Origin of the sequence: Variovorax sp. J31P179 (genome assembly GCF_030316985.1) — a bacterium.
GTDB classification, from domain to species: Bacteria; Pseudomonadota; Gammaproteobacteria; order Burkholderiales; family Burkholderiaceae_C; genus Variovorax; species Variovorax ginsengisoli_B.
This window is the reverse complement of the sequence record NZ_JASZYL010000001.1, coordinates 833,522-854,831: the sequence shown is the minus strand read 5'-3', so window position 1 is coordinate 854,831 and position 21,310 is coordinate 833,522. Positions and strand designations below refer to the sequence as shown.

The following is a 21,310-nucleotide window of genomic DNA, read 5'->3' as shown; positions in this document are numbered from 1 at the left end:
CCCAGCCATGTCTTCATCGCCCCGTGTTCGCGTTCGCAACGCCCGACGACTTGCAGCCCTGCTCGCTCTGGCCACCGCCTGCATCCTGGGCGCGCCCGCGGCGGCGCAGCCGGCCTGGCCCAGCCGCCCGATCACCGTCGTGATCGGCTATCCCCCCGGCGGCAGCGTCGATGCCGTGGGCCGCGCCGTTGTCGAGACGCTCGGCAAGAAACTCGGCGCGACCGTCGTCGTCGACAACGCCGGCGGCGCCGCGGGCGCCATCGGTGTGCAGAAGGTGGTCAACGCGGCGCCCGACGGCCACACGCTGATCTTCGGATCGAGCAGCGAATTCGTCGCCACCCGTTTCCTCAATCCGACCCAGAAGTACGACGCCGCCAGGGACCTGACGCCGGTCGGCTACGTCGGCGCCATTCCGCTGGTGCTGGTCGCATCGACGCAGAGCGGCGTGACTTCGCTCGCGCAGTTCGTGTCGGTCGCCCGCCAGAAGCCCGGCCAGTTGAGCTACGGCACCTCGGGCATCGGATCGATGCTGCATTTCTCGGGCGAGCTCGTGAAGAAGCAGGCCGGACTGTCGATCATCCACGTCCCCTACCGCGGTGCCGGCAACATCGGCAGCGACCTTGCGGGCGGTGCGATCGAGTTCGCCTTCCTCGGGCCGGGCGCGGCCAAGCCCTTCATCGATGGCGGGCGCATCGTCCCGATCGCGGTGACCAGTGCCCAGCGCATCGCGCTGATGCCGGATGTGCCGGCGCTGGGCGAGCATCCGGCCCTCAAGGGCTACGACCTGGTGGCCTGGTACGCGCTGATGGCGCCGCGCGGGTTGGCGCCCGACCCGCGGGCCAGGCTGCAGCGCGCGCTGCGCGAGACGCTGCAGGACGCAACGGTGCGACAGAAGCTCGAGCGCATCGGGGTGGTGGTCGGCCGCGGCGACGAGAACATGCCCCAGCTGATGGCCAGGGACGCCGTGGAATACACACGCATCGTCGACTTCGCAGGCATGAGGGAGTAGCGCGCGGCATCGGTGCGTGCCCGGCATCTTGCATCTGTAAGACATCCGCCCGCCGCGTGAAATCCGCCGGAAACGCCGGCCATCGACAGTCGAGGCGTCGCACAAGTCGCGGCACACAAGGAGCAACGATGACGCCTCGCCACCTCGCACCGCACGCCCACCAGCCCCTCGCTGCCGGGTCTTCCACATGACCGCGCCGGAACGCCCGCGCGCGATCATCGCCGGCGGATCACTCAGCGGCCTGTTCGCGGCGACCAACCTGCGCGCCGTCGGCTGGGATGTGGCGGTCTTCGAGCGCTCGCCGGACGCGCTCGACAGCCGCGGCGGCGGCATCGTGCTGCAGCCCGATGTACTGGCTGCCTTTCGCTTTGCCGGCGTCGGGCATACCGACGCGCTGGGCGTCCGATCGGGCGACCGCATCTACCTGGACGCGGAGGACGAGGTGATCCACCGCACCTGGATGCCGCAGACCCAGACCTCCTGGAACATGCTCTACGGCGCCATGCGAAAGGCGCTGCCGGCCAGCTGCGTCCATGCGGGGGAACGGCTGGTGAGCTTCAAGCAGACGGGCGAGCGCGTGACGGTACTGTTCGCGAGCAGCCGGATGGAAAGAGGCGACCTGCTGATCGGCGCCGACGGCGCGGGCTCCACCGTGCGCAGCCAGCTGCTGCCCGGAACCAGGCCGGCCTATGCGGGCTACGTCGCCTGGCGAGGCCTGGTTCCGGAGGCGGCATTGGGCGGGGCTGCTGCCGCGAGGCTCGGCAGCGCCTTCGTGTTCCAGCAAGGACGCGACCATCTCCTGCTCGAGTACCGCATTCCCGGCGAAGACGGGTCCGTGGCCGAGGGCGCCCGACGCTGGAACTGGGTGTGGTACCGCAAGGTGCCCGCCGGCGCGCCGCTGGCGGAGCTGCTGACTGATCGCAACGGCGTGGCGCACGCGTTTTCCTTGCCACCCGGAGCAGCGAGGGATGCGCCGATCGCCGCCCTGCGACACGATGCGCGGCAACTGCTGGCGCCGAGCCTGCGCGAACTGGTGCTCGCCACCGAAGCGCCCTTCGTTCAAGCCATCCTCGACCTGGCGGTCCCGCGCATGGTGTTCGGGCGCACCGTGCTGATCGGCGATGCCGCCTTCGTGCCGCGCCCGCACACCGCAGGCAGCACGGCGAAAGCGGCAGCCGACGCGCTGGCGCTCGCGAAGGCCCTGGCGCCGGGCCGGGGCCTCGACATCCGCCTGGCGGCCTGGGGGGCAGAACAGCTGAACGCCGGTGCCCGGATGGGCGAACGGGGCATTTCGATGGGCAACGAGATCATGGGCATCGCATGATGCGGCTCATGGTCGTCGACGACGGCTCCACCCGCATCTTTCCACTTCACGAGGACATCGACATGACCAGGCAATGCACCCACACCGCAAGCATCCGCCACGTGCTGCCCAGCGCCAAGGGCTGCGAGGAATGCCTCAAGACCGGCAGCACCTGGGTCCATCTCCGGCTGTGCCGGACCTGCGGCCACGTGGGCTGCTGCGACGAGTCGCCCAACCGCCATGCGCGCGCGCACTTCCATGCGACATCGCACCCGGTCATCGAAGGCTACGACCCGCCGGAAGGCTGGGGCTGGTGCTACGTCGACCGTGTCGGGCTCGACCTCGGCGACGACACCACCCCGCAGGTGGGGCCGATTCCCCGGTACGTCTGACGATTCAGGCCCGGCCGAGGGCGCGAGCAGCATGGCCGCCGCGACCGCCTGGACCGGCGCATGGCCGGGATCGGCGTGCCAGGCGGCTGCACGGGATGGGAGGGGGTGTTCATGGCGAGGGGTTCCTTGGTCGTGGAGCCTCGATGCTCGGTCGGCCGCATTTCGCGCTTCGCATCAGATGCCGGTGCGGACATTTCAACTGCAACACGGCCGCCGGCCATGAAACGACGCGGCAACCCGCGCACCCCACAGTGCATCCATGGACCCGGCAACGCATCGGCCGGCCGTTCATCTCCAACCCCGATGCAATTCACAGAGGCCGCTTGCATGACCACCACGCTCGAATCCACACTCGCCCGCCGCCAGGCGCCCCTGCGCACCCCGACCGCCCTCGGCGCCGATGCCCGGCGCGACATCGGCGCCGGCCTCGCGGCCCTGCTGGCCGACAGCTTCGCGCTGTACCTAAAGACGAAGAACTTCCACTGGCATATGTCCGGCCCGCACTTTCGCGACTACCACCTGATGCTCGACGAGCAGGCGGACCAGATCTTCGCCCTCACCGATCCGCTCGCCGAGCGCGCCCGCAAGCTCGGCGGCAGCACCCTGCGCTCGATCGGCGACATCTCGCGCCACCAGCGCTTGTCCGACAACGATGCGCCCTTCGTCACGCCGGGCGACATGCTGGCCGAGCTGCGCGAGGACAACCTGCGCCTGGTCGACTACATGCGCGCCACCCATGCGCTGTGCGACGAGCACGGCGACGTCGCCACCGCGAGCCTGCTGGAAAACTGGATCGACGAGGCCGAGCGGCGCGCCTGGTTCCTGTTCGAGACCGGCCGCGCGTCCTGAGGCAATTCAAGGAGACCCCTGATGTTCAATCGACGCAACTTTTCAGCCCTGCTGGCAGGCGCGGGCGCCGCGCTGCTCGCCGCGCCTTCGATGGCACGGACGAGCGCCAGTCCCGCAGCGCAGCGCAACGCTGCATCTGTGCGAGTGCGCAACGTGGTCCTGGTCCACGGCGCCTATGCCGACGGCTCCTGCTGGACCGAGGTGATCTCTCGCCTGCAAGGGGCAGGCCTGCGCGCGACTGCGGTGCAGAACCCGCTGACATCGCTCGACGACGACGTCCAGGCCACGCGCCGCATTCTCGACCTGCAGGACGGCCCGACCGTGCTGGTCGGGCATTCATGGGCCGGCATGGTCATCAGCGAAGCGGGAGTCCACGACAAGGTGTCGGGGCTGGTCTATGTCTCGGCCCGGGCACCCGATGCCGGCGAGGACTTCGGCGCATTGGCCGCCAAGTTTCCCAAGCCCCCTGCCAGTGCGGGCCTGGTGACTTCGGGTGGCTTCGCGCAGTTGAGCGAAGAGGCCTTCCTGCGCGACTTCGCTGGCGACATCGACCCGCTCAGGGCACGCGTGCTCTACGCCGTGCAGGGCCGGGTGGCATCGACCTTGTTCAACGGAAGAACCACCGTGGCCGCCTGGCGCACAAAGCCATCCTGGTACCAGGTCTCCAGCAACGACCGCACGATCGACCCGGATCTCGAGCGCTTCCTGGCCAGGCGAATGAGCGCCACCACCATCGAATTGCCGTCGAGCCACCTGGCCCTCATCTCGCATCCCGACGAGATCACCAGCCTGATCATCGACGCTGCCGCGGGTAGTTGAAGCAGCGCAGGGCGGGCGACCACGCTCAGTGCAGTACCTGCACCTGCGGCTCGAACACGTAGCCGGCGCCGCGCTCGGTGCGGATCATCTTCGGCGCCGAGGCATCGACCTCGATCTTGCGCCGCAGCCGCAGGATCTGGACGTCGATCGAGCGGTCGTACACCTCGGCGCCGTGCAGCCGCGACAGCTCCAGCAACTGGTCGCGCGTCAGCACGCGCTGCGGCTGCTCGCACAACGCCAGCAGCAGGTTGAACTCGCCGTTGCTGAGCTCGACGCGCTGCCCCTCGGGCGAGGTCAGCCGGCGCGCCAGCAGGTTGAGCTCCCAGCCCGCGAAGCGATAGGCCCGACGCTTGGTGCTGCGCCCCAGGGGCGCGGCGTCGGTCCGGGACTGGTAGCGCCGCAGCACCGCCCGGATCCGCGCCAGCATCTCGCGGTTGCTGAAAGGCTTGGTGACGTAGTCGTCGGCGGCGATCTCCAGCCCCATCACCCGGTCGGCCTCATCCTGCTTGCCGGTCACGATGATGACCGGCACCTCGCTGGTGTCGCGCAGGCCGCGGGCCAGCTGCATGCCGTCCTCGCCGCCCAGCCGCAGGTCGAGCATGACGAGGTCGATCACGCTGTCCTGCAGCACCGCGTTCATCTCGGCGCCGGTCGCCACGGCGGTGACCTGGAAGTCGTTCTCCGACAGGTAGGCCGACAGCAGCTCTCGCAGAGCCGGATCGTCATCGACGACGAGGATGTGGGGGGAGGCTGTGTTCATGTCGTTCGAAGCGTAATTCAATTGATCCTACGCAGGCCTACGGGTCGATTACAAATGAAATCTCCGGCCCCGGATCTGACATTGCCCCGGCACCGGGATCGGCGCCAATCGGTCCCAAGGGGGTGCCACGACATCCCGGCAACGGACAGGACTGAATTCATGTCGAAGATCATGGTTATCGAGGAAGATAGCGCGATGCGCATGCTGATCTCCGAATGGCTGGCCGGCGAGGGACACGAGGTCCGCTCGCCGCCGCGGCACGACCCCGCTCCCGACGACCAGGTCGAACTGGTCATCCTCGACCTGCCGCACCCACGGGCGCCGGGGCCAGGGACGGCCGCGGCGCTGCAGGCCGTGCATGCGGCCTATCCGCATGCGTCCGTGATCGGTATCTCGACCCGGCTCGGCCGCAGCCTGGGGCGCGATTCGGACATCGCCCAGGCACTGGGCGTCAGCCGGCTGCTGGCCAAGCCTTGCTCTCGAGAAGAACTGCTCGGCGCCGTGGCGGCCGCCCTCTAGCCGCATGACGTCGGGCGAGCGCCTGAGGCAGCGGATCATTGCAGCGGGCGTGGTCCTGGTCGCGGCCTTCTCCGGCTCGGCGATCTACGATGGCTGGCGGCTGCACCAGCAGATCACGATCGCGAACGAGCGCGAACTCGGCAACCTGGCCAAGGCACTGGCCGAACAAGGCGCCAGGACCCTGCAGGCCGTCGACGTCCTGCTGCGCGACACCGGCGAATGGTGGGAGACCACCGGCCGCGACCTGCCTGCGGACGCCGTCGCCACGGCGCTGGCGTCGCGCGTGGTCGGGGTGTCGCAAGTCAGCGTGCTGACCCTGGTCGACGCCCAGGGCATGCAGCGCCACCGCTCGCGCGTCACCGGCGAGGCGCTGGCCGATGTCTCCGATCGGCCGTACTTCCAAAGCCAGCGCGAGGGCTCGGCGGGCGGTCTCTTCATCAACGAACCCGTGGTCACGCGGACCGATCGGCAACCGGCGCTGGTGGTGTCGCGGCGATTGAACACCCAGGGCGGCATCTTCGACGGCGTGGTCACCGCCATCGTCACGCTGCAGGAGATGCAGGCCGCCTATTCGGCGATCGATCTGGGCGAAGGCGGCGCGCTGATCCTGACGCTCGACGACGGCACGCTGGTGGTGCGGCAACCCGAGGCGACCGGAATGGACGCCAATCGGCGCTACCCCGAGCTGACGGCCTTCAAGGGCGCGCCGCTGATCGACCGCTCGGTCAGTCCGGTCGACGGCCGGGCCAAGCTGGTCGCGGCGGTGGGCGTCGGCAAGCGGCCGCTGACCCTGACCCTCACCCGCGACGAAGACCACGCCTTGCGTCCCTGGCACGACGAGATGCGCAGCGCCATCATCCGCACGCTGCTGCTCACGGCGCTGGTGGTGCTGACCATCGCCGGCCTGCTGCGCCAGTTGCGGCGGCTCGAGGCCGGCGAAGCCGAGAAGGCCGCGCTCCAGGCCCGGCTCCAGAAGGCCCAGCGGCTGGAGTCGCTCGGCACCCTGGCCGGCGGCATCGCCCACGACTTCAACAACATCCTCGGCGCGATCCTCGGTTTCGGCGAGATGGCCCAGCAGCACGCTGCGCCCGGCAGCGACATGCGGCGCTACATCGACCGCGTGATGCAGGGCGGCGCACGGGCCCGCGTGCTGGTGCGCCGCATCCTGGACTTCAGCCGCAGCGGGGTCGCGGAGCGCGTCCCGGTCCCGATCCAGGCCGTGGTCGAGGAAGCCCTCGCGATGCTGCGTCCCACCCTGCCCGAGGCGATCGGCATCGATGCCCGGCTGGAGGCCGGCACCGCAGCCGTGCTGGGAGACGGCACCCAGTTGCACCAGGTGGTCATGAATCTGTGCACCAACGCCGCCCAGGCGATTGGCGATGCCGGCCGGATCGAGGTGCGGCTCGAACGAATGCAATCCGAGGCGGCCCGACCTGCGCTGCACGGCGAACGCCCGGCCGGACCCTGCGTTCGGCTGACGGTCTCGGACACCGGGCACGGCATGTCGGCCGACGTCCTCCAGCGCGCCTTCGATCCTTTCTTCACGACCAAGAAAGTCGGCGAAGGCACCGGGCTGGGGCTCTCGATGGTGCACGGCATCGTGGCCGATCTGGGCGGCGCGATCGACATCGCGACCGAGCTCGGCCGCGGCACGCAGGTCACGGTCTGGCTGCCGGTGTCGGGCGAATCCGAAGCGCCGCCGCTGCGGCCGGAGCCGACCTGGCCGCGCGGCGCCGGCCAGGTCGTGATGGTGGTCGACGACGAGCGTCCGCTGGTCGAGCTGGCCGAGGAGCTGCTGGCCGAGCTGGGCTACGAGCCGGTCGGCTTCGACTCGAGCGAACGCGCACTGGAGGCCTTCGAGGAAGACCCGCAACGATTCGACGCCGTGCTCACCGACGAAATGCTGCCGGGCCTGCCGGGCAGCGAACTCGCCAGGCGGCTGCTTGCGCTGCGCCCCGGTTTGCCGGTGATCCTGGTCAGCGGCAATGTTGGCGCGGCACTGGAGCAACGTGCGCGCGATGCCGGCGTGGTCGCCCTCCTTCGCAAGCCGCTCGGCCTGCAGGAACTGGCCGAAACGCTGGCGCGGACGCTCGGTTGCAGGTGATGCACGACGCGCAAGGACGAGGTCAGCGCCGACGCCGGGCCGGCGCGCCACGAAGCGCAGTCGCGCGTCGCGGAGGTGCACATCGAGGAAGCCACGTGCTGCAGGCCCCTACTCCGCGGCGATCCGATTGTCCTTGACCACCTTGGCCCAGGCCCGGGCGTCCTCGTCGAGGAAGCGCTGGAAGGCCTCCGGCGGCTCGCCTACCGGCGTCAGGCCATAGCCCTTCAGCTTGGCCCGGAAATCGGCGCCGGAGACGATGCGCTGGGACTGCGCCAGCAAGGCCTCCAGCACCTGCGGCGGCGTTCCCCTGGGCGCGAAGATGCCGTGCCACGAGTCCCCCACGAAGCCCGGGAACGCCTCGGCGATCGCCGGCACGTCGGGCAGGGCCTCGATGCGCTGCGGGCTCGTGACGCCCAGCGCGCGCACCTTGCCCGCCTTCACCTGCGGAATGGCGCCCGTGCTGGCGTCGAGTGCGATATCGACGCGCTGCGCGATCACGTCCGGCAGGAAGTAGTCCTTGTAGGGCACGTGCGTCATCGAGAGGCCGGCCTGGTTGAGCCACCGGGCCATCGCCACGTGGGTGCCCTGCCCGATGCCGGCGCTCGCATACGTCATCGCGTCGGGCCGGGCCTTGGCCTCGCGCACCAGGTCCTGCAGCGACCGGATCCTGGACTCGTTGGAGATGACCAGCACATAGGGGACGGACAGGATCCGCGTCACAGGCACGAAGTCCTCGGCCTTGTACGGCAGCTTCTTGTAGACGTAGGGGTTGATGGAGAAGGTGTTGTTCACGGTCCAGAGCAGCGTGTAGCCGTCGGCGGGCGCATTGGCCGCGGCCTGCGCCGCGATGATGGTGCTGGCGCCGGACCGGTTCTCCACCACCACCGGCTGGCCGGTGGCCCGCGCGAACTCGTCACCCCAAAGCCGCGCGATCACGTCGGGTGACGTGCCGGCGGGAAACGGGACGATGAGCTTCACGGGGCGCGAGGGGTACGGCGCCTGGGCACGCGCGGCGCCCGTGACGGCAGCCATCCACACGCCTGCCATGCCGATCGCGGTGCGTCGCGAGATCCTGGTCGATGTCATCTCTTGCCTCTTTGCTTGTCTCTGTTGCGAAATCGTGGAACGGTGCACGGCATTCAGGCCTTCAGGTCGAGCCGCCGCACCAGCGGCGGGAAGTCCGCCATGTCCTGTCGGATGGTGGCCTCGAGCGCCGAGGGGGCACCGCCGATCAGCTCCCAGCCGTTGACCTGCGCCCGCGCCTTCATCTGCGTGTCGGCGAGCGCCATGTCGAGTGCCTTGTTCAGGCGCGCGATCACCGGTGCCGGAGTCGCCCGCGGCACCGCCAGCCCGATCCAGAACGAAGGGTCGAAGCGCGGGAAGCCGGATTCGGCCAGCGTGGGCACCTCGGCCATGGAACTCAGGCGCCGCGATCCGGTCTGCGCCAGAGGCACGAGAGTGCCGCCGTTCAGGCCCGCCTGCGCCGAGGAGAAGTCCAGCAGCGCCAGCTGCACCTCGCCACCCATCAGCCCGGTGATCAGCGGCCCCGATCCCTTGTAGGGGACGTGGACCAGGTCGATGCCGGCCAGCACCTTGAACTGCTCGATGGCGATGTGGTTGGTCGCGCCGATGCCCGCACTGCCGTAGAACAGCTTGCCGGGCTGCGCCTTGGCCTGCGCGGTGAACTCGCGCAGCGTGCGCCAGGGCGACTTGGCCGGCGTCGCCAGGATGCCGACGGCGCGCAAGGCCAGGCCCACCGGCGCCAGGTCACGAACCGGATCCACCTGCGCGCCCTGCTGCACCAGCGGCGCAACGATGTGGTTCGAACGCGAGGTCACCAGCACCGTGTAACCGTCGGGCGGCGCATTCGCGACCACCGCCGTGCCGATCAAACCCGAGGCGCCTGGGCGGTTGTCGATCACCAGCGGCTGGCCCAGCTCGGCGCGCATCGATTCGGCGAGGAAACGGGCGACGATGTCCGAGGGACCGCCGGGCGGATTGGGCACGAGCAGCTTGATGGGACGCTGGGGGAAGGCATCGGCCGCCCACGCGCTTCGGGTGGCGGCCAGGGGCCCGAGCGCCGCGAGGGCGGCGGCCACGAAGTTTCTGCGATTCGTCATTCGGTGGTCTCCGTGGGGGATGGCGTCGAAACGGCCGTTGTCGCGTGCATCGCGGTGTGTCCGCCGAGGGTCTCGGCGACCCAGTCTGCGATCCAGGCGCCCGCGTTGGCCGAGTTGTCGAAGCTCGAGTGCTGCACGCCACCCTCGCGCTCGGTGAACACCTTCAACTCGCGCGCGGGACTGTTGACCAGCTGGTCGTAGGTGCGCTGCGCCCAGTGCAGCGGAATCTGCGAATCCTTCTGGCCGTGCGTCACGAGGAAAGGCACGCGGATCCGCTCCACCACGCCATCGAGATGGACGCGCTCGGCGATGCGCAAGAACTCTTCCTGGTCCTTCGCGCCCCAGACCCAGCGTACGTGTTCCCAGTAGTGAGGAACCGGCAGGCTGCCTTCGCGCGCGAGCCGCTGGCGCTGCACGTCGCGCCAGTCATGGTTGGCGCCCCACACCACGCCGCAGGCGAAGCGCGGCTCGAAGGCGACGGCGCGCGGGCAGAAATAGCCCCCGAGCGACACGCCCTCCAGGCCGATGCGGCGCGGGTCGATGTCCGCGCGCCGCTCGAGCCAGTCGACGACCGGCGCCGCCCAGCGTTCCGACTCGACCAGCGCCGTCAGGCCATGCAGGCGCAGGGCCTCGCCCGATCCCGGCTGGTCGATGACGAGCGAGGCGACCCCGCGCTGCGCCAGCCAGCGGGGCAGGCCGACGCGGTACTTCATCTCCTTGGTCGAGTCGAGCCCGTTGACCTGGACCAGCACCGGGGCGCGGCTGCCGGGCGGCAGGCCCTCGGCGCGCACGTAGAGGCCGGCGATGTGCGCCTCGCCATACGGAATCTCGACCCGCTCGCAGTTCTCGCCCGCGAGCCGCACGCCGCGTGCGAAGGTCTCCAGGAAGCGGCGGTAGAGCGCCGCGCGCCCTGGCGCACGGTGGGCCTGCAGGCGCTCCGCGGTGATCAGGTAGGTGGCGGCCCGTCCCAGCTTGTCGCCCGCCGAGATCAGGCGTCCCCTGGCCTCGTCCTCGCGCGCGAGCTCGGCGAGCCGGTCGGCCATGCGTTCCCAGCTCTCGCGGAAGGCGAGCGAGGCGGCTGCATCGGGTTGGCGGGCGGCCTCCTGCAGCGTCGCGCACATCACCTCGATCTCGCCGATGCGCGCGCCCATCTCGATCGCCAGGTCGACCGAGAGATTCCAGACGTAGTGGGTGGGAAAGTACTTGAACATGTGTCTCCTGTTTTTGTGTCAGGCCCACGCCGGGCCGTCGGCGGCTGGGTCGCGGAAGCCAGGGTCGAGCGCGCGGCGCCGTCTTCGAGCGCGGGGTAGCGGCCGAAGACGGCCTCGACCGCCGCCTGTGGCGCGTAGCGCACGAGCCGCTCGCCCTCGACGCCATGGACCTGCGAGAGCGTTCGCACGACCTGCGCGATCGACGCCGCAGCACCGGCAGCGGCCATGCGCGACCCCGGGCCTCACGGTCCTCCACCGCCATGGCCGCGGCGTGCACCAGGTTCTGCGCGCAGCGGCGGGCCGACATCCACCACGCCGTCGCATCGGGACCAGTGGCGCCACCGGGCACCGCGGCGAGGTGAAAGCAGAGGTCCGGCGCGAGTGCCGCGATGCGCTGCCGAACCTCCGGGCCCGCGAGGTCGCCTTCGATCGCGAGGACGCCGCCCTGGCCCTGCCGCAGCCGGTGGTCCAGGCCGACCAGCGTCTCGATCGCACGGCCCCCGACCCTTCCTTCGGACTGCAGCAGCCCCACCATCTGCGCACCGATGAAGCCCCCCGCGCCGGTCACGAGCACCTTCATCCGTTCAGTCCTCGAAGATGGCCACGGCCCGTGTCCAGCCAGCGGAGGCGCCGCGGATCTTGTGCGGGAAGCAGCAGACGGTGAAGCCGTCGCCCGGCAGGGCTTCGAGGTTGTGCAGCTTCTCGAGGTGGCAGTAGCCGATGTCGCGGCCGGCCTTGTGCCCTTCCCAGATCAACGAGGTGTCGCCGGTCTCGGCGATGCGCCGGGCCGTGTAGGCGAACGGGGCGTCCCAGCTCCACGCGTCGGTGCCGGTCAGGCGCACGCCGCGCTCGAGCAGGTACATCGTGGCCTCGTAGCCCATGCCGCAGCCGGCCGAGACATAGTCGCCGTGGCCGTAGCGCTCGCCGGCGCGCGTGTTGACGACCACGATGTCCATCGGGCGAAGCGCATGGCCGATGCGCTGCAGCTCGGCCTCGACATCCTTCGCGGTCGCGACATAGCCGTCGGGAAAGCTTCGGAAGTCGAGCTTCACGCCCGGCCTGAAGCACCAGTCGAGCGGCACCTGGTCGATGGTGATCGACGGCCGGCTGCCGCCCAGCTTGGCGTCCTGGGTCGAGTGAAAATGGTAGGGCGCATCGAGGTGCGTGCCGTTGTGCGTGGACAGGCTCACCCACTCCGCGGCCGCCGCTTCGCCGTCCGGATAGTCCTCGGCCCTGGTGCCGGGGATCATCTGCATGAACTCGGGCAGCGTGTCACCGTGCTTCTGGTAGGTGATCCTCGGCGCCAGCGGCGGCGGGTCCGAGAGCACATCGTTCTCGAGATAGATCGACAGGTCGACAAAGCGCGGCATGGCGGTCTCCCCTCAGGCCTGCGCCGGCGGCGCCTGCACGATGCGCTGGTCGATCGCGCCGAAGACCGGCCGGTCGTTCCAGCGCGCCTCCATGCGGACGCGGTCGCCGAAACGCATGAACGGCGTCGCGCTCGCCCCTTGCTCGATCAGCTCGATCGCGCGACGCTCGGCGATGCAGGCCGAGCCCTTTGCGCCGCCTGCGTTGGAGACGGTGCCCGAGCCGATGAGGGTGCCGGCCGACAGGCGCCGCGTGGCGGCTGCGTGCGCGATGAGTTCATCGAAGCCGAAGTTCATCTCGCGCCCGTTGGGCTCGCCGAACCAGCGACCGTTGTAGTCGACCGCGAGGTCCAGGTGCACGCGCGAATCCTTCCAGGCATCGCCGATCTCGTCCGGCGTCACCGCCACCGGCGCGAAGCTGGACGAAGGCTTGGCCTGGAAGAAGCCGAAGCCGGTGCGCATCTCGCGCGGCCCGAAGGCACGCAGGCTGACGTCGTTGATCTGGACCAGCAGCAGGATGCGGCTGCGGGCCGCGGCGGCCGAGCAGCCCATCGGTACGCTGTCGACGACGACACCGAACTCGCCCTCGAAGTCGATGCCATGGGCGACGTCGGGCAGCGGGAGGTCGTCGTGCGGCCCGAGCAGGTCGTCGGAGCCGCCTTGGTACATCAGGGGCACCTTGCCGCTGTCCGGGATGGGATCGATGTTGAAGGCCTTCTCCATCAAGCGGCCATGATTGAGGAACGCCGAGCCATCGCACCACTGCGGCGCGCGCGGCAATGGTGCTGCGGCGGCCGCGGGATCGAAGTCGAAGGCGCCCGCGGCGGTGCCGGCGTTCAGGGCCTCGTAGCGTGCCGCCAGGTGCGGCGCGGTGTCGCTCCAGCGCTCGATCGCATCGAGCATCGACGGCGCGATGTCGTCCGCGGCGACGGCGCGGCGCAGATCGCGCGAGACCAAGACCAGGCGGCCGTCCTTGCGGCCATTCTTGAGGGTGGCGAGTTTCATGCGGGTATCTCTTCGTTCCAATGGACGGGAGCCAGCCCCGCCACCGGCGAGCGAAAGCTGGGCAGGGTCGTGCCGCGCAGGCTGCCGAGGTAGACGGTCCGGAGGTCCGGGCCGCCGAAGGTCAGGCTGGCCATCCACGGCGCGAGGCTTCCGCAGGCGGCGGCCATGATCTCGGGCGTCAGCGTGCGGGACTCGTAGTGGGCGTCGAGCGCGCGCGTCGCCTCCGGGTTGCCGTCGTCGAGCAAGGTCAGCAAGTTCCCCTCGGGCGTGATCGCCACCAGCCGGTCGCTCATCACCAGGGTGACCCAGAGGTTGCCGAAGGCGTCGAAGGCAAAGCCGTCGGGAAAGCCCGGCAGGCGGTCCGGGCCGTAGGTCTCGCGTGCGCCAAGCTCGCCGTCATCGCGCACCTTGAGCCGCGAGATGCGGCGGGCGTTGCTTTCCACCACATAGAGCCACGCCTCGTCGGCGTCCATGCGGACCTCGTTGGTGCCCTCGAGGCCGTCAGCCACGATGCGCACGCCGCGCTCGTCGACGCACGCGATGTAACCGTCGCGCGCGCGGGCGTTGATCGAATCGGTCCAGGGCTGCATGCGGGTCGTGACGGTCAGCCAGAGGCGGCCGCGCCGGTCCCTCAGCACGAAGTTGGCCTTGCCGATCGGCTGGCCGTCGATGCGGTCGAAGAGGCGGCGCACCTTGCCTTCCCGGCTCATGACCTCGACCGAATCGCTGCCCCAGTTGGCGATGAGGATGTCGCCGTCGGGCAGGAACGCGAGGCCGTTGGGCAGCGATCCCTGGCTCAGCACGTAGCGCTTGTCGAAGTCCGCCGCCGCGTCGTCATCTGGCGCGGCCGGCGCGACGAGCCGCTGGCTGCCGTCGGGCGCGATGCGCATCACGCCGCCGCGCGCATCCGCGGCCCAGAGGGTGCCATCGCGCTCGGCCAGCACGCACTCGGGGCGCTGGAGCCCGTGGCCGACGTGGCGGATCGCGGCCCGATCGACCTGCCAGCCTAGAAGAGGATTGTTCTTGGTCATGCTGCTTCGCAAAAGTGCGCGCAGCATAGGCGCGACACCCGGGTTCGCACCAACCGAATCTTCCGATGGCAGGCATCGCGCGGGCGGATACCTCGCACTGGCCTAAGATCTCCGGGATCCCGAGGAGACTCCCCGCATGCGCTCTCAACGCATCGACCTGAACCTGCTGATCGCGCTCGACGCCCTGCTCAGCGAAAGCAACGTGACGCGCGCGGCCGAGCGCGTGCACCTCACGCAGTCCGCGATGAGCGGCGTGCTGGCGCGCCTGCGCGACTACTTCGAGGACCCCCTGCTGGTGCCGATGGGCCGGAGCATGCAACTGACGCCGCGGGCGGAATGCCTGGCCGAACCAGTGCGCAAGATCCTGCTGCAGGTGGATGCCACGCTGGGCGTGAAGCCCGAGTTCGAACCGGCGACGGCCGAGCGGCATTTCCGAGTCATCGCTTCCGACTATGTGACCCAGGTGCTGCTCGCCGAGGTGCTGCGCCGCATCGCGCAGATGGCGCCGCGCCTGAGCTTCGATGTGCGGCCGACCCACAGCGGAATGGCGCAGGACCTGGACCAGGGCCGCGCCGATTTCCTGGTCACGCCCGCGCACCTGACACTGCCGGAGCACCCGCAGGCCATCCTCTTCGACGACACCTACCACGTCATCGCCTGCCAGCAGAACGCCGACCTGCGTGACGGCCTGACGCTCGAACAGTACAGTTCGCTCGGCCACGTCGTGTACCAGGCCGAGCAGGGGGACAACCCGTGGTTCGAGCAGTGGTATGCCAACCAGCACGGCAACACGCGGCGTGTCGAGGTGGTGGCGCACGGCTTCCTGCTGATCCCGCGCTTCGTCGTCGGTACGCGCCGCATCGCAACCGTCCAGACAAGGCTGGCGAAGCAATTCGTCCAGTCGATGCCGCTGGCCCTGTTCGAGCCGCCGCTCGAGACGCCTCGGTTGACCGAGGTCCTGCAATGGCACCGCTATCGCGAGGACGATCCGGGTGTGCGCTGGGTTCGCGAGCAGATCGTCGCGCTGGCCGAGGTCATGCCCGCGATCTGAAGCAATACGGCCGAGCGCACACCCACGCAGCGGGCGCTCAGCCGCGCGCGCGTGCCGCGTTTCTCAGGTCGCGGATCTGGTCGTGGTTGCGCTGCGCACCATCGGCCTGCCGCTGAACGACGACGCGCACATCGGCCGGCAGACTCTGCTTCAGGGCCTTCCGATAGCGCGCCACCGCGCTGTCCTCGCCGCGCTCGCAGGACTCGAGAATCGACAGCTCGCTGTCTGCACCGACGCTTCCCTTGACTTGCACCCAACCCCGATGCATCGCACCGGCCGCGGTGCCTCCAGACGCCGGTTCGCCGCCGTAGGCACGCACGAGTTGCACCAACTCCTCGCCCGCCTGCCGGCAGCCTTCAGCGCGGCTGGCGAATAGCTGCTTAGCCGCTGCGCTCTCGACTTGCTCGGCACAGGTCTTGAATCCGTATTCGCCGTCGCGCGCGTTCTCCAGCAGGTCGTTCAGGATGTCGACCACGTCGTCGTTCGACAGGTCTTCGTGGCTCACGATGTCGCTGCCATTGGCCTGCTTCGCGTAGTAGACCTCGTCGGCGCGCTCCCAGGCGGCCCGGGTCGCCGGCCGGGCATCCGCCCATGCGAGGTCCGACGCGCCACGCCTGGTTTCCCATTCGGACGCGAGCAGCGGCTCTGCGGTTTCGAAATCGGTGCCGCGGGTGCTGCGGCCGGACCAGCCCATCTCGTAGGCCGGCGCGTAGTCGTCGTAGCTTCGGTCCACAGCCACGTAGGGCTGGCGGCCGTGGTTCTCCCGCCAATACGCATCCTCGGCGGTCGGGTTGACGCCTTCGGCCGCGGCCTTGCCGCCCAGCCCGCCGACGACGGCACCGGCCACCAGGCCCACCACCGTCCCGATCGGACCTGCGAGCGAGCCGGCTGCTGCGCCGGCCAGGCCGCCGCCCGCCGCGCCAAGGCCGGTGCCCACGGGATGGGCGCCGGGTGCGCCGGTGATCGGGTCTCGATTGGGAACGCCATTGCCGAGTTGGCCGTCATCTGTTGCCATGTCATCTCCTTGTATTGCCCGCATCGGGCAGGGTTGGGAACGCTCCGTCGAAGCGCTTCGAGGAGCACCGTAGGCAGGCGGCGGGCGCTTGCAGGTCATCGCAAGCGTGGAGTGGTTGTCAGCCAAGACCTCGACGACCCGCGCGCGCTAGGCGCCGCACTCGACGATGGAGAACTCGACCCGCCGGTCGAGGGCGTCCACCACGTCGTCGGTGCCGCTGCCGACCAGGTTGTGGCGCGAGCCCTGGCCCTCGGCCCGCGTCCGGTCGGCCAGCTGGGCGGATTCCGCGACCAGCCGTTGCCTGATGTACTGCGCGCGCCGCAGCGACAGCGAATCGTTCACCTCTTCGGGCCCGGTCTTGCTCGAATGTCCGATGATGGCCATGCAGACCCGGGAGCTGCCGCCCTGCCTGGCGATCTGTCGCAGCCACATGCGGTATGCGCTCGTGACCTTGGGGTCCGACCAGAAGGCGGTCGTGCCGGGGTTGAAGAGAAACTTCACCCCGAGCTGGTTGTGCGCGATCCCGTAGGCCGCCACGCGTCCGAATGCGTCCTCGGCCTCCGCCGACTGCCCGAGCTTGAGGGTCGTGAGGTAGATGCCGTTGAGCACCCGGATCTGGTCACCGCCCGGTGTCGCCGAGGCACGGCGGTACTGGGCGAGCGCCTCGCGGTACTGACCCGCGTTGTAGAGCTGGTTGGCGTCGTGGATCACGGTGCCGGTCGCCATGTGCGCGAGATAGACCGCATCGGCCTTCTCGCCGCGGGCCGCGCGGCTGGTCCGCACCAGGCCCTCGACAACCTCGTCCTTCAACAGCACTGGACTGTCGCGGTCGTAAGCCAGCGGAGTCATGTCGACATCGTTCGTCCGCGCCAGCGTGGAGGCCTGGGCGGCCACGGTGCCGTCCTTCAGGTCCACCAGGGCGAGGCTGATGCGCAGGCCGGCGTCTTCGCGCGCCAGCGTGCCGGCAAGAAGGTACTGGGCACGCGGAAGGTTCGCTGCCTTGAATGCGAGCGTCTCGATCTGCTTGAAGTTCACGGCCGCGTGGGCAGCGATGCCGCGGTCCAGACGCTGCGTACCGGCGGTCTGCTGGCCGCTTCCGGCGTCGAGCGTCGGATCGAGCACGATGACCTGCTTGTTCGGCTGCGCCGGTCCGAATGGCAGCAAGCCCTGGCTGGGCCCGGCCTGCTTCAGCAGGGCATCGGTCACCGTGGCGACCGCCTGGTCGAAGGGTTGTGGCGGGTCGCTGCGTTGTGGCGTGGCGCAACCGGTCAGGCCGATCGATAGGAAGGCGCCGAAGAGCAGACGGAGGAAATGTTCATGGAAATTCGCGCGGCGGTCTATTTGCATCGGGACTTCAGAAATGCAGCTTCTTCGGGATTGAGTGGTTCCAGAGAAGACTTCAAAACGAGATCGCTGCATCTAGGTGGTCGGCCCGACGGGGTGTAGGACGCAGCAGTGGGCTGGTCCTCGGAAACTGTGCGGTTTTTCTCGGAATCCCTGATCGTGTCCGCGGCCCCCCGGGTGGACAGGGCCGGCGCAGCCTTGCGCGTTGCGGCACGCGCCGGCGGTTGCGGGTCTGGCGTCGCGGCCGGCGCATCGACGACCGGGACGGGTGCCGGCGTGGAAGGCGCGACCGGATCTACCGGCCCCCGCTCGATGACAACAGGGACTGCAGAAGGAACTGGCCCGGCAACGTTGGACGCCCGCCCGCCCAACCACAAGGCTCCTCCGGCGGCGGCGCACACCAGGAGCGAGATCAGCGCGTGTCGTGTGGAAGGGCGGCGCGAGGCGCCCTGCTTCGGCTCGGCATCGAGGAGCGCCTGGAACTCGGCCACATCCTGCGGCCTCGACTCCGGGCGAACCGCCAGTGCCGCATCGATGGCGTGCAGAAAGGCATCGCTGTAGCGCCCTGCATGGGTCAGCGCGAGCGGCTGCACCGGATCCTTGACCACCCGCACCACCGAGGCGATCGGCGGCCGGCCGGTGATGGCGTAGTGAAGCACGCCCGCCAGCGCATAGAGATCGGTCCAGGCGCCTTGCAGCATGGTTCCGCCGTACTGCTCGACCGGCGCGAAGCCCGGTTTGAGCATCGTGGTCAGCACCTGTGTCCGGTCGTTGATCACATGGCGCGCGGCGCCGAAGTCGAGAAGCAGCGGACCGGCGGCGGTGAGGAGGATGTTGTCGGGCGAGATGTCCCGGTGATAGCACTGCTCTCGATGCATCACGCTCAGCGCGTCGAGCAGCGGGTGAAGCCATTCGCGCAACAGCGATTCGGGTGGTCGCGTTCCAAGTTGCGCCAGCGCCGTCTTGAGGGTCGGGCCTTCGTAGTACGGCATCGCCATGTAGGCCGTGCCGTTGGCCGCCCAGTATCGGAGCACCTTCACGAGCGCCGGGTGATCGAAGCGGGCGAGCAGCCGTGCTTCGTTGATGAAGCTCTTCAAGCCTGCGGCGAAGGTCTCGCGGTGCTGCTCGGACCGCATCGACACCTCGAGCGACACGGCGCCGCGCACCGCCAGCGAGGACGGCATGTATTCCTTGATCGCCACATGGCGCTCGAGCGCGAGATCCCAGGCCAGGTAGACGATGCCGAATCCGCCTTCGCCGATCTGACGCAGGATCCGGAACCCCTCGATCTCGGTGCCCTCGGGCAGCGCATGGATCGCGCCCAGGTAGCCGGCATGTGAATCGTTGGGCGCGCTGTCGGCCGCATTGGCGGGTCTGATGTAGGGAACGGTCTTCTCTGCCGCCATCGATTGGGTTTTCATTGAGGAGTCTCGACCGTGGCGCAAGACCGCGCACCGTGTCCACGAGTCTGGCACGGCATGACGCCATCCATGCGTGCATATCGCACGAATGAGTCGAAGTTCGGGGCTCCTTTGGGCGCGCGGCGGCGACGAATGGCGCCGTGTAGGACTGGTCCGACCCGCGCTGCAGCTTTCAACCGAAAACTTCCGCGTGCCTGCGGCCGCATATTCCACATCCCACCAGCAGACTCTCAGGCGACACATGTTTTCTCGATTTCTCGCCCATTGGGGCTGCGCGTTTCGTTCATGGATGGACCGCCTGTCTTCTTCAAGCGCGCCCGCCTCGAGGCCGGCGCAGGCTCCCCGCACTGGTCAGGAGGTCGAGCCGCCCCAGGCCGGTGCCGCTGCCGGCAACATGCGCTCGCTCGAAGAACTCAGGACCGATCTCGCGCGCCTGCGCGCTTCGTCGAAGGAGCGGCACGCGGCCGCCCCGATCAGGCGGCAGCAGTCCTTCGACGACGAGGTCTTCGCCAACTTCGTTGCGCCAGTGGCACCCACGCCGGACCCGGCAGGCCAGGAGGACTACACCAGGACCGTGTACGTGCCTCGCAAGCCGAGCCCGGCGAAATGATCGCTGCCCGCTACTGACGCCCCTTCGCGGCCCTTCCGCCTGCAAGCACGCGTCGTCCGGACCGACGCGCACTGACGAAGGCCGCGCACCCCGTTCGCGTGCGCTTTGCGCGCCAATGCAAGCATGCCGTCAGAAGCCGCGCTTCCCGCGAAGGCAGCCGTCAGCTGGAGTTGCACAGACATGCTCACCATCGACCAAAAAGAAGCCATCCTGCGCAGGGCAGGCACGACCGTTCCGGATTTCCCGCCGGTTCGTCCGACGCCCGTGGCGCCCCGCAGGCGGGACGGACCCTCGGCGCGGCGCCAGGCCATCGAGGAATGGTCCGACGCCGTGGCGGCACTGTACGTCGAGCACATCGCGGCCCGGGGCGACAAGAAGTAGCAGGAACCCGAGGTCACGCGGCCTTGCGCGTCGCTTTCGCGGGGGCCTTGGCCGCCGTCTTGGCGCGGGTCCGGGCCTTGGACTTCTTCGCCGGCTCCGCCCTGGGAGCGCTCTTGGCGCCCTTCAGACTGCGCTGCAGCAGCGCCGTGAGGTCGATCACGTTCGCGTTCTCCTGAGCGGGCTCTTCTTCGGGCTGAATCACCGTCTCCGTGTCGCCCGCCTTGACCTTCTTGTCGACGATCTTCATCACCTCGTGCTTGAACTCGTCCTTGAAGTCCTGCGGTTCCCACCGACCGGTCATCTCGCCGACAAGTTGCTCGGCCATCTTCATCTCGGCCGGAGTGAGCTTCGCGCCCTTGACGCCCTCGGCGGGCAGGTCGAGCCCCGCAAGCGATTTCACCTCGTCGCCCCAGCGCAGGAGGTTCAGCACCAGCGCAGCGCCAGAGGGCACGAGCACGGCGAGGTGCTGCCTGGTGGCGATGACCACCTTGGCCAGTCCCACCTTGCCGGTCTTCACGAGCGTCTCGCGCAACAGCGCATACACTTTTTGCCCCTTGTTGATCGGGGCAACGTAGTACGGGCGTTCGAGATACACGAAAGGAATCTCGTTCGCCTCGATGAAGCGCTGAATCTCGATGGTCTGCGTCGTGCGGGGGTATGCGGCTGCGATCTCTTCGGGCGAGATGACCACGTACTTGCCGTCCTCGTACTCGACCCCTTTGACGATGTTCTCCTTGGCGATCTCCTTGCCCGTCTTCTTGTTGATGCGCCTGTAACCCACCGGGTCCATGCTGCGCTTGTCGAGCCAGTCGAAGTCCACGCCCTGCTCGGTCGTCGCCGTGTGGAGTCCGACCGGGATGTGCACCAAGCCGAAGCTGATGGCGCCTTTCCAGAGTGTTCTGCTGCCAGTGGCCATGGTGGTCGTCCTTGTCATGCAATCGCTGATCGCCAGTCTGGCCCCCAGGTGGACGAAGCCGCGTAGGCGCTTGGCGGCTGTTC

Annotated in this window: 21 protein-coding genes and 1 pseudogene; 10 read left to right on the top strand and 12 right to left on the bottom strand. The window is 69.1% G+C overall.

Features of this window, described 5'->3' with window-relative positions:
- Positions 1-7 precede the first annotated feature (7 nt).
- From QTI17_RS04160 to QTI17_RS04140, 5 genes are all read left to right on the top strand, one after another.
- A complete protein-coding gene (locus tag QTI17_RS04160) occupies positions 8-1,009 on the top strand; it encodes a Bug family tripartite tricarboxylate transporter substrate binding protein (protein ID WP_286531230.1) in 1,002 nt (333 codons plus the stop codon).
- Between the two features lie 187 nt (positions 1,010-1,196).
- Positions 1,197-2,333 carry an FAD binding domain-containing protein gene (locus QTI17_RS04155; RefSeq protein ID WP_286531227.1) on the top strand — a complete coding sequence of 379 codons (1,137 nt, stop codon included), beginning with the start codon at positions 1,197-1,199 and terminating at the stop codon, positions 2,331-2,333.
- 8 nt (positions 2,334-2,341) lie between these two features.
- Positions 2,342-2,704, top strand: a complete 363-nt coding sequence (locus tag QTI17_RS04150; RefSeq protein WP_503011013.1) for a UBP-type zinc finger domain-containing protein — start codon at positions 2,342-2,344, stop codon at positions 2,702-2,704.
- 327 nt (positions 2,705-3,031) lie between these two features.
- On the top strand, positions 3,032-3,553 hold the full coding sequence (locus tag QTI17_RS04145) for a Dps family protein (RefSeq protein ID WP_286531226.1): 522 nt from the start codon (positions 3,032-3,034) through the stop codon (positions 3,551-3,553).
- 21 nt (positions 3,554-3,574) lie between these two features.
- Positions 3,575-4,372: an alpha/beta fold hydrolase gene (locus QTI17_RS04140; RefSeq protein ID WP_286531224.1), complete on the top strand. Its 798-nt coding sequence runs from the start codon at positions 3,575-3,577 to the stop codon at positions 4,370-4,372.
- 25 nt (positions 4,373-4,397) lie between these two features.
- On the opposite strand, the gene QTI17_RS04135 is transcribed toward QTI17_RS04140, so the two are convergent.
- Positions 4,398-5,132 (bottom strand): response regulator, encoded by a 735-nt coding sequence (locus QTI17_RS04135; RefSeq protein WP_286531222.1) that lies wholly within the window; start codon positions 5,130-5,132, stop codon positions 4,398-4,400.
- Positions 5,133-5,291: 159 nt separating this feature from the next.
- On the opposite strand from QTI17_RS04135, the gene QTI17_RS04130 reads away from it, so the two are divergent.
- Positions 5,292-5,651: a DNA-binding transcriptional response regulator gene (locus QTI17_RS04130; RefSeq protein ID WP_286531220.1), complete on the top strand. Its 360-nt coding sequence runs from the start codon at positions 5,292-5,294 to the stop codon at positions 5,649-5,651.
- A 4-nt stretch (positions 5,652-5,655) separates the two neighbouring features.
- The gene (locus QTI17_RS04125) at positions 5,656-7,755 is read left to right on the top strand and encodes an ATP-binding protein (RefSeq protein WP_286531218.1); all 2,100 of its coding nucleotides are present in this window, start codon (positions 5,656-5,658) and stop codon (positions 7,753-7,755) included.
- A gap of 108 nt (positions 7,756-7,863) precedes the next feature.
- Here the strand turns inward: QTI17_RS04125 and QTI17_RS04120 are convergent, their stop codons facing one another.
- The 7 genes and pseudogenes from QTI17_RS04120 to QTI17_RS04090 all read right to left on the bottom strand — a co-directional run bounded on the left by QTI17_RS04120 (position 7,864) and on the right by QTI17_RS04090 (position 14,489).
- The gene (locus QTI17_RS04120; protein ID WP_286531216.1) at positions 7,864-8,841 is read right to left on the bottom strand and encodes a Bug family tripartite tricarboxylate transporter substrate binding protein; all 978 of its coding nucleotides are present in this window, start codon (positions 8,839-8,841) and stop codon (positions 7,864-7,866) included.
- 53 nt (positions 8,842-8,894) lie between these two features.
- Positions 8,895-9,875: a Bug family tripartite tricarboxylate transporter substrate binding protein gene (locus QTI17_RS04115; RefSeq protein ID WP_286531214.1), complete on the bottom strand. Its 981-nt coding sequence runs from the start codon at positions 9,873-9,875 to the stop codon at positions 8,895-8,897.
- The gene (locus tag QTI17_RS04110) at positions 9,872-11,086 is read right to left on the bottom strand and encodes an alpha/beta hydrolase family protein (RefSeq protein WP_286531213.1); all 1,215 of its coding nucleotides are present in this window, start codon (positions 11,084-11,086) and stop codon (positions 9,872-9,874) included. The genes QTI17_RS04115 and QTI17_RS04110 overlap by 4 nt, the downstream gene beginning before the upstream one ends.
- Positions 11,087-11,408: 322 nt before the next feature.
- Positions 11,409-11,621: pseudogene (locus QTI17_RS04105) on the bottom strand (NAD-dependent epimerase/dehydratase family protein); the annotation flags it as partial.
- Between the two features lie 49 nt (positions 11,622-11,670).
- Entirely contained in the window at positions 11,671-12,456 is a 786-nt protein-coding gene (locus QTI17_RS04100) for a cyclase family protein (RefSeq protein WP_286531210.1), read from the bottom strand.
- 12 nt (positions 12,457-12,468) lie between these two features.
- The gene (locus QTI17_RS04095) at positions 12,469-13,458 is read right to left on the bottom strand and encodes a fumarylacetoacetate hydrolase family protein (RefSeq protein ID WP_286531208.1); all 990 of its coding nucleotides are present in this window, start codon (positions 13,456-13,458) and stop codon (positions 12,469-12,471) included.
- Positions 13,455-14,489: an SMP-30/gluconolactonase/LRE family protein gene (locus QTI17_RS04090; RefSeq protein ID WP_286531207.1), complete on the bottom strand. Its 1,035-nt coding sequence runs from the start codon at positions 14,487-14,489 to the stop codon at positions 13,455-13,457. The genes QTI17_RS04095 and QTI17_RS04090 overlap by 4 nt, the downstream gene beginning before the upstream one ends.
- Before the next feature lie 136 nt (positions 14,490-14,625).
- On the opposite strand from QTI17_RS04090, the gene QTI17_RS04085 reads away from it, so the two are divergent.
- A complete protein-coding gene (locus QTI17_RS04085) occupies positions 14,626-15,540 on the top strand; it encodes a LysR family transcriptional regulator (RefSeq protein WP_286531205.1) in 915 nt (304 codons plus the stop codon).
- 37 nt (positions 15,541-15,577) lie between these two features.
- On the opposite strand, the gene QTI17_RS04080 is transcribed toward QTI17_RS04085, so the two are convergent.
- The 3 genes from QTI17_RS04080 to QTI17_RS04070 all read right to left on the bottom strand — a co-directional run bounded on the left by QTI17_RS04080 (position 15,578) and on the right by QTI17_RS04070 (position 19,320).
- On the bottom strand, positions 15,578-16,555 hold the full coding sequence (locus tag QTI17_RS04080; protein ID WP_286531203.1) for a ferritin-like domain-containing protein: 978 nt from the start codon (positions 16,553-16,555) through the stop codon (positions 15,578-15,580).
- A 147-nt stretch (positions 16,556-16,702) separates the two neighbouring features.
- Entirely contained in the window at positions 16,703-17,902 is a 1,200-nt protein-coding gene (locus QTI17_RS04075; RefSeq protein ID WP_286531201.1) for an OmpA family protein, read from the bottom strand.
- Complete coding sequence (locus QTI17_RS04070) at positions 17,893-19,320, bottom strand: serine/threonine protein kinase (RefSeq protein ID WP_286531198.1); 1,428 nt, start codon at positions 19,318-19,320, stop codon at positions 17,893-17,895. The genes QTI17_RS04075 and QTI17_RS04070 overlap by 10 nt, the downstream gene beginning before the upstream one ends.
- A gap of 241 nt (positions 19,321-19,561) precedes the next feature.
- Here QTI17_RS04070 and QTI17_RS04065 point away from each other — a divergent pair, with 241 nt between their 5' ends.
- Together QTI17_RS04065 and QTI17_RS04060 are read left to right on the top strand one after the other, a co-directional pair.
- Complete coding sequence (locus QTI17_RS04065) at positions 19,562-19,930, top strand: hypothetical protein (RefSeq protein ID WP_286531196.1); 369 nt, start codon at positions 19,562-19,564, stop codon at positions 19,928-19,930.
- A gap of 180 nt (positions 19,931-20,110) precedes the next feature.
- Positions 20,111-20,311, top strand: a complete 201-nt coding sequence (locus QTI17_RS04060) for a hypothetical protein (RefSeq protein WP_286531195.1) — start codon at positions 20,111-20,113, stop codon at positions 20,309-20,311.
- Between the two features lie 13 nt (positions 20,312-20,324).
- Here the strand turns inward: QTI17_RS04060 and ku are convergent, their stop codons facing one another.
- A complete protein-coding gene (ku, locus tag QTI17_RS04055) occupies positions 20,325-21,227 on the bottom strand; it encodes a non-homologous end joining protein Ku (RefSeq protein ID WP_286531194.1) in 903 nt (300 codons plus the stop codon).
- Positions 21,228-21,310 lie beyond the last annotated feature (83 nt).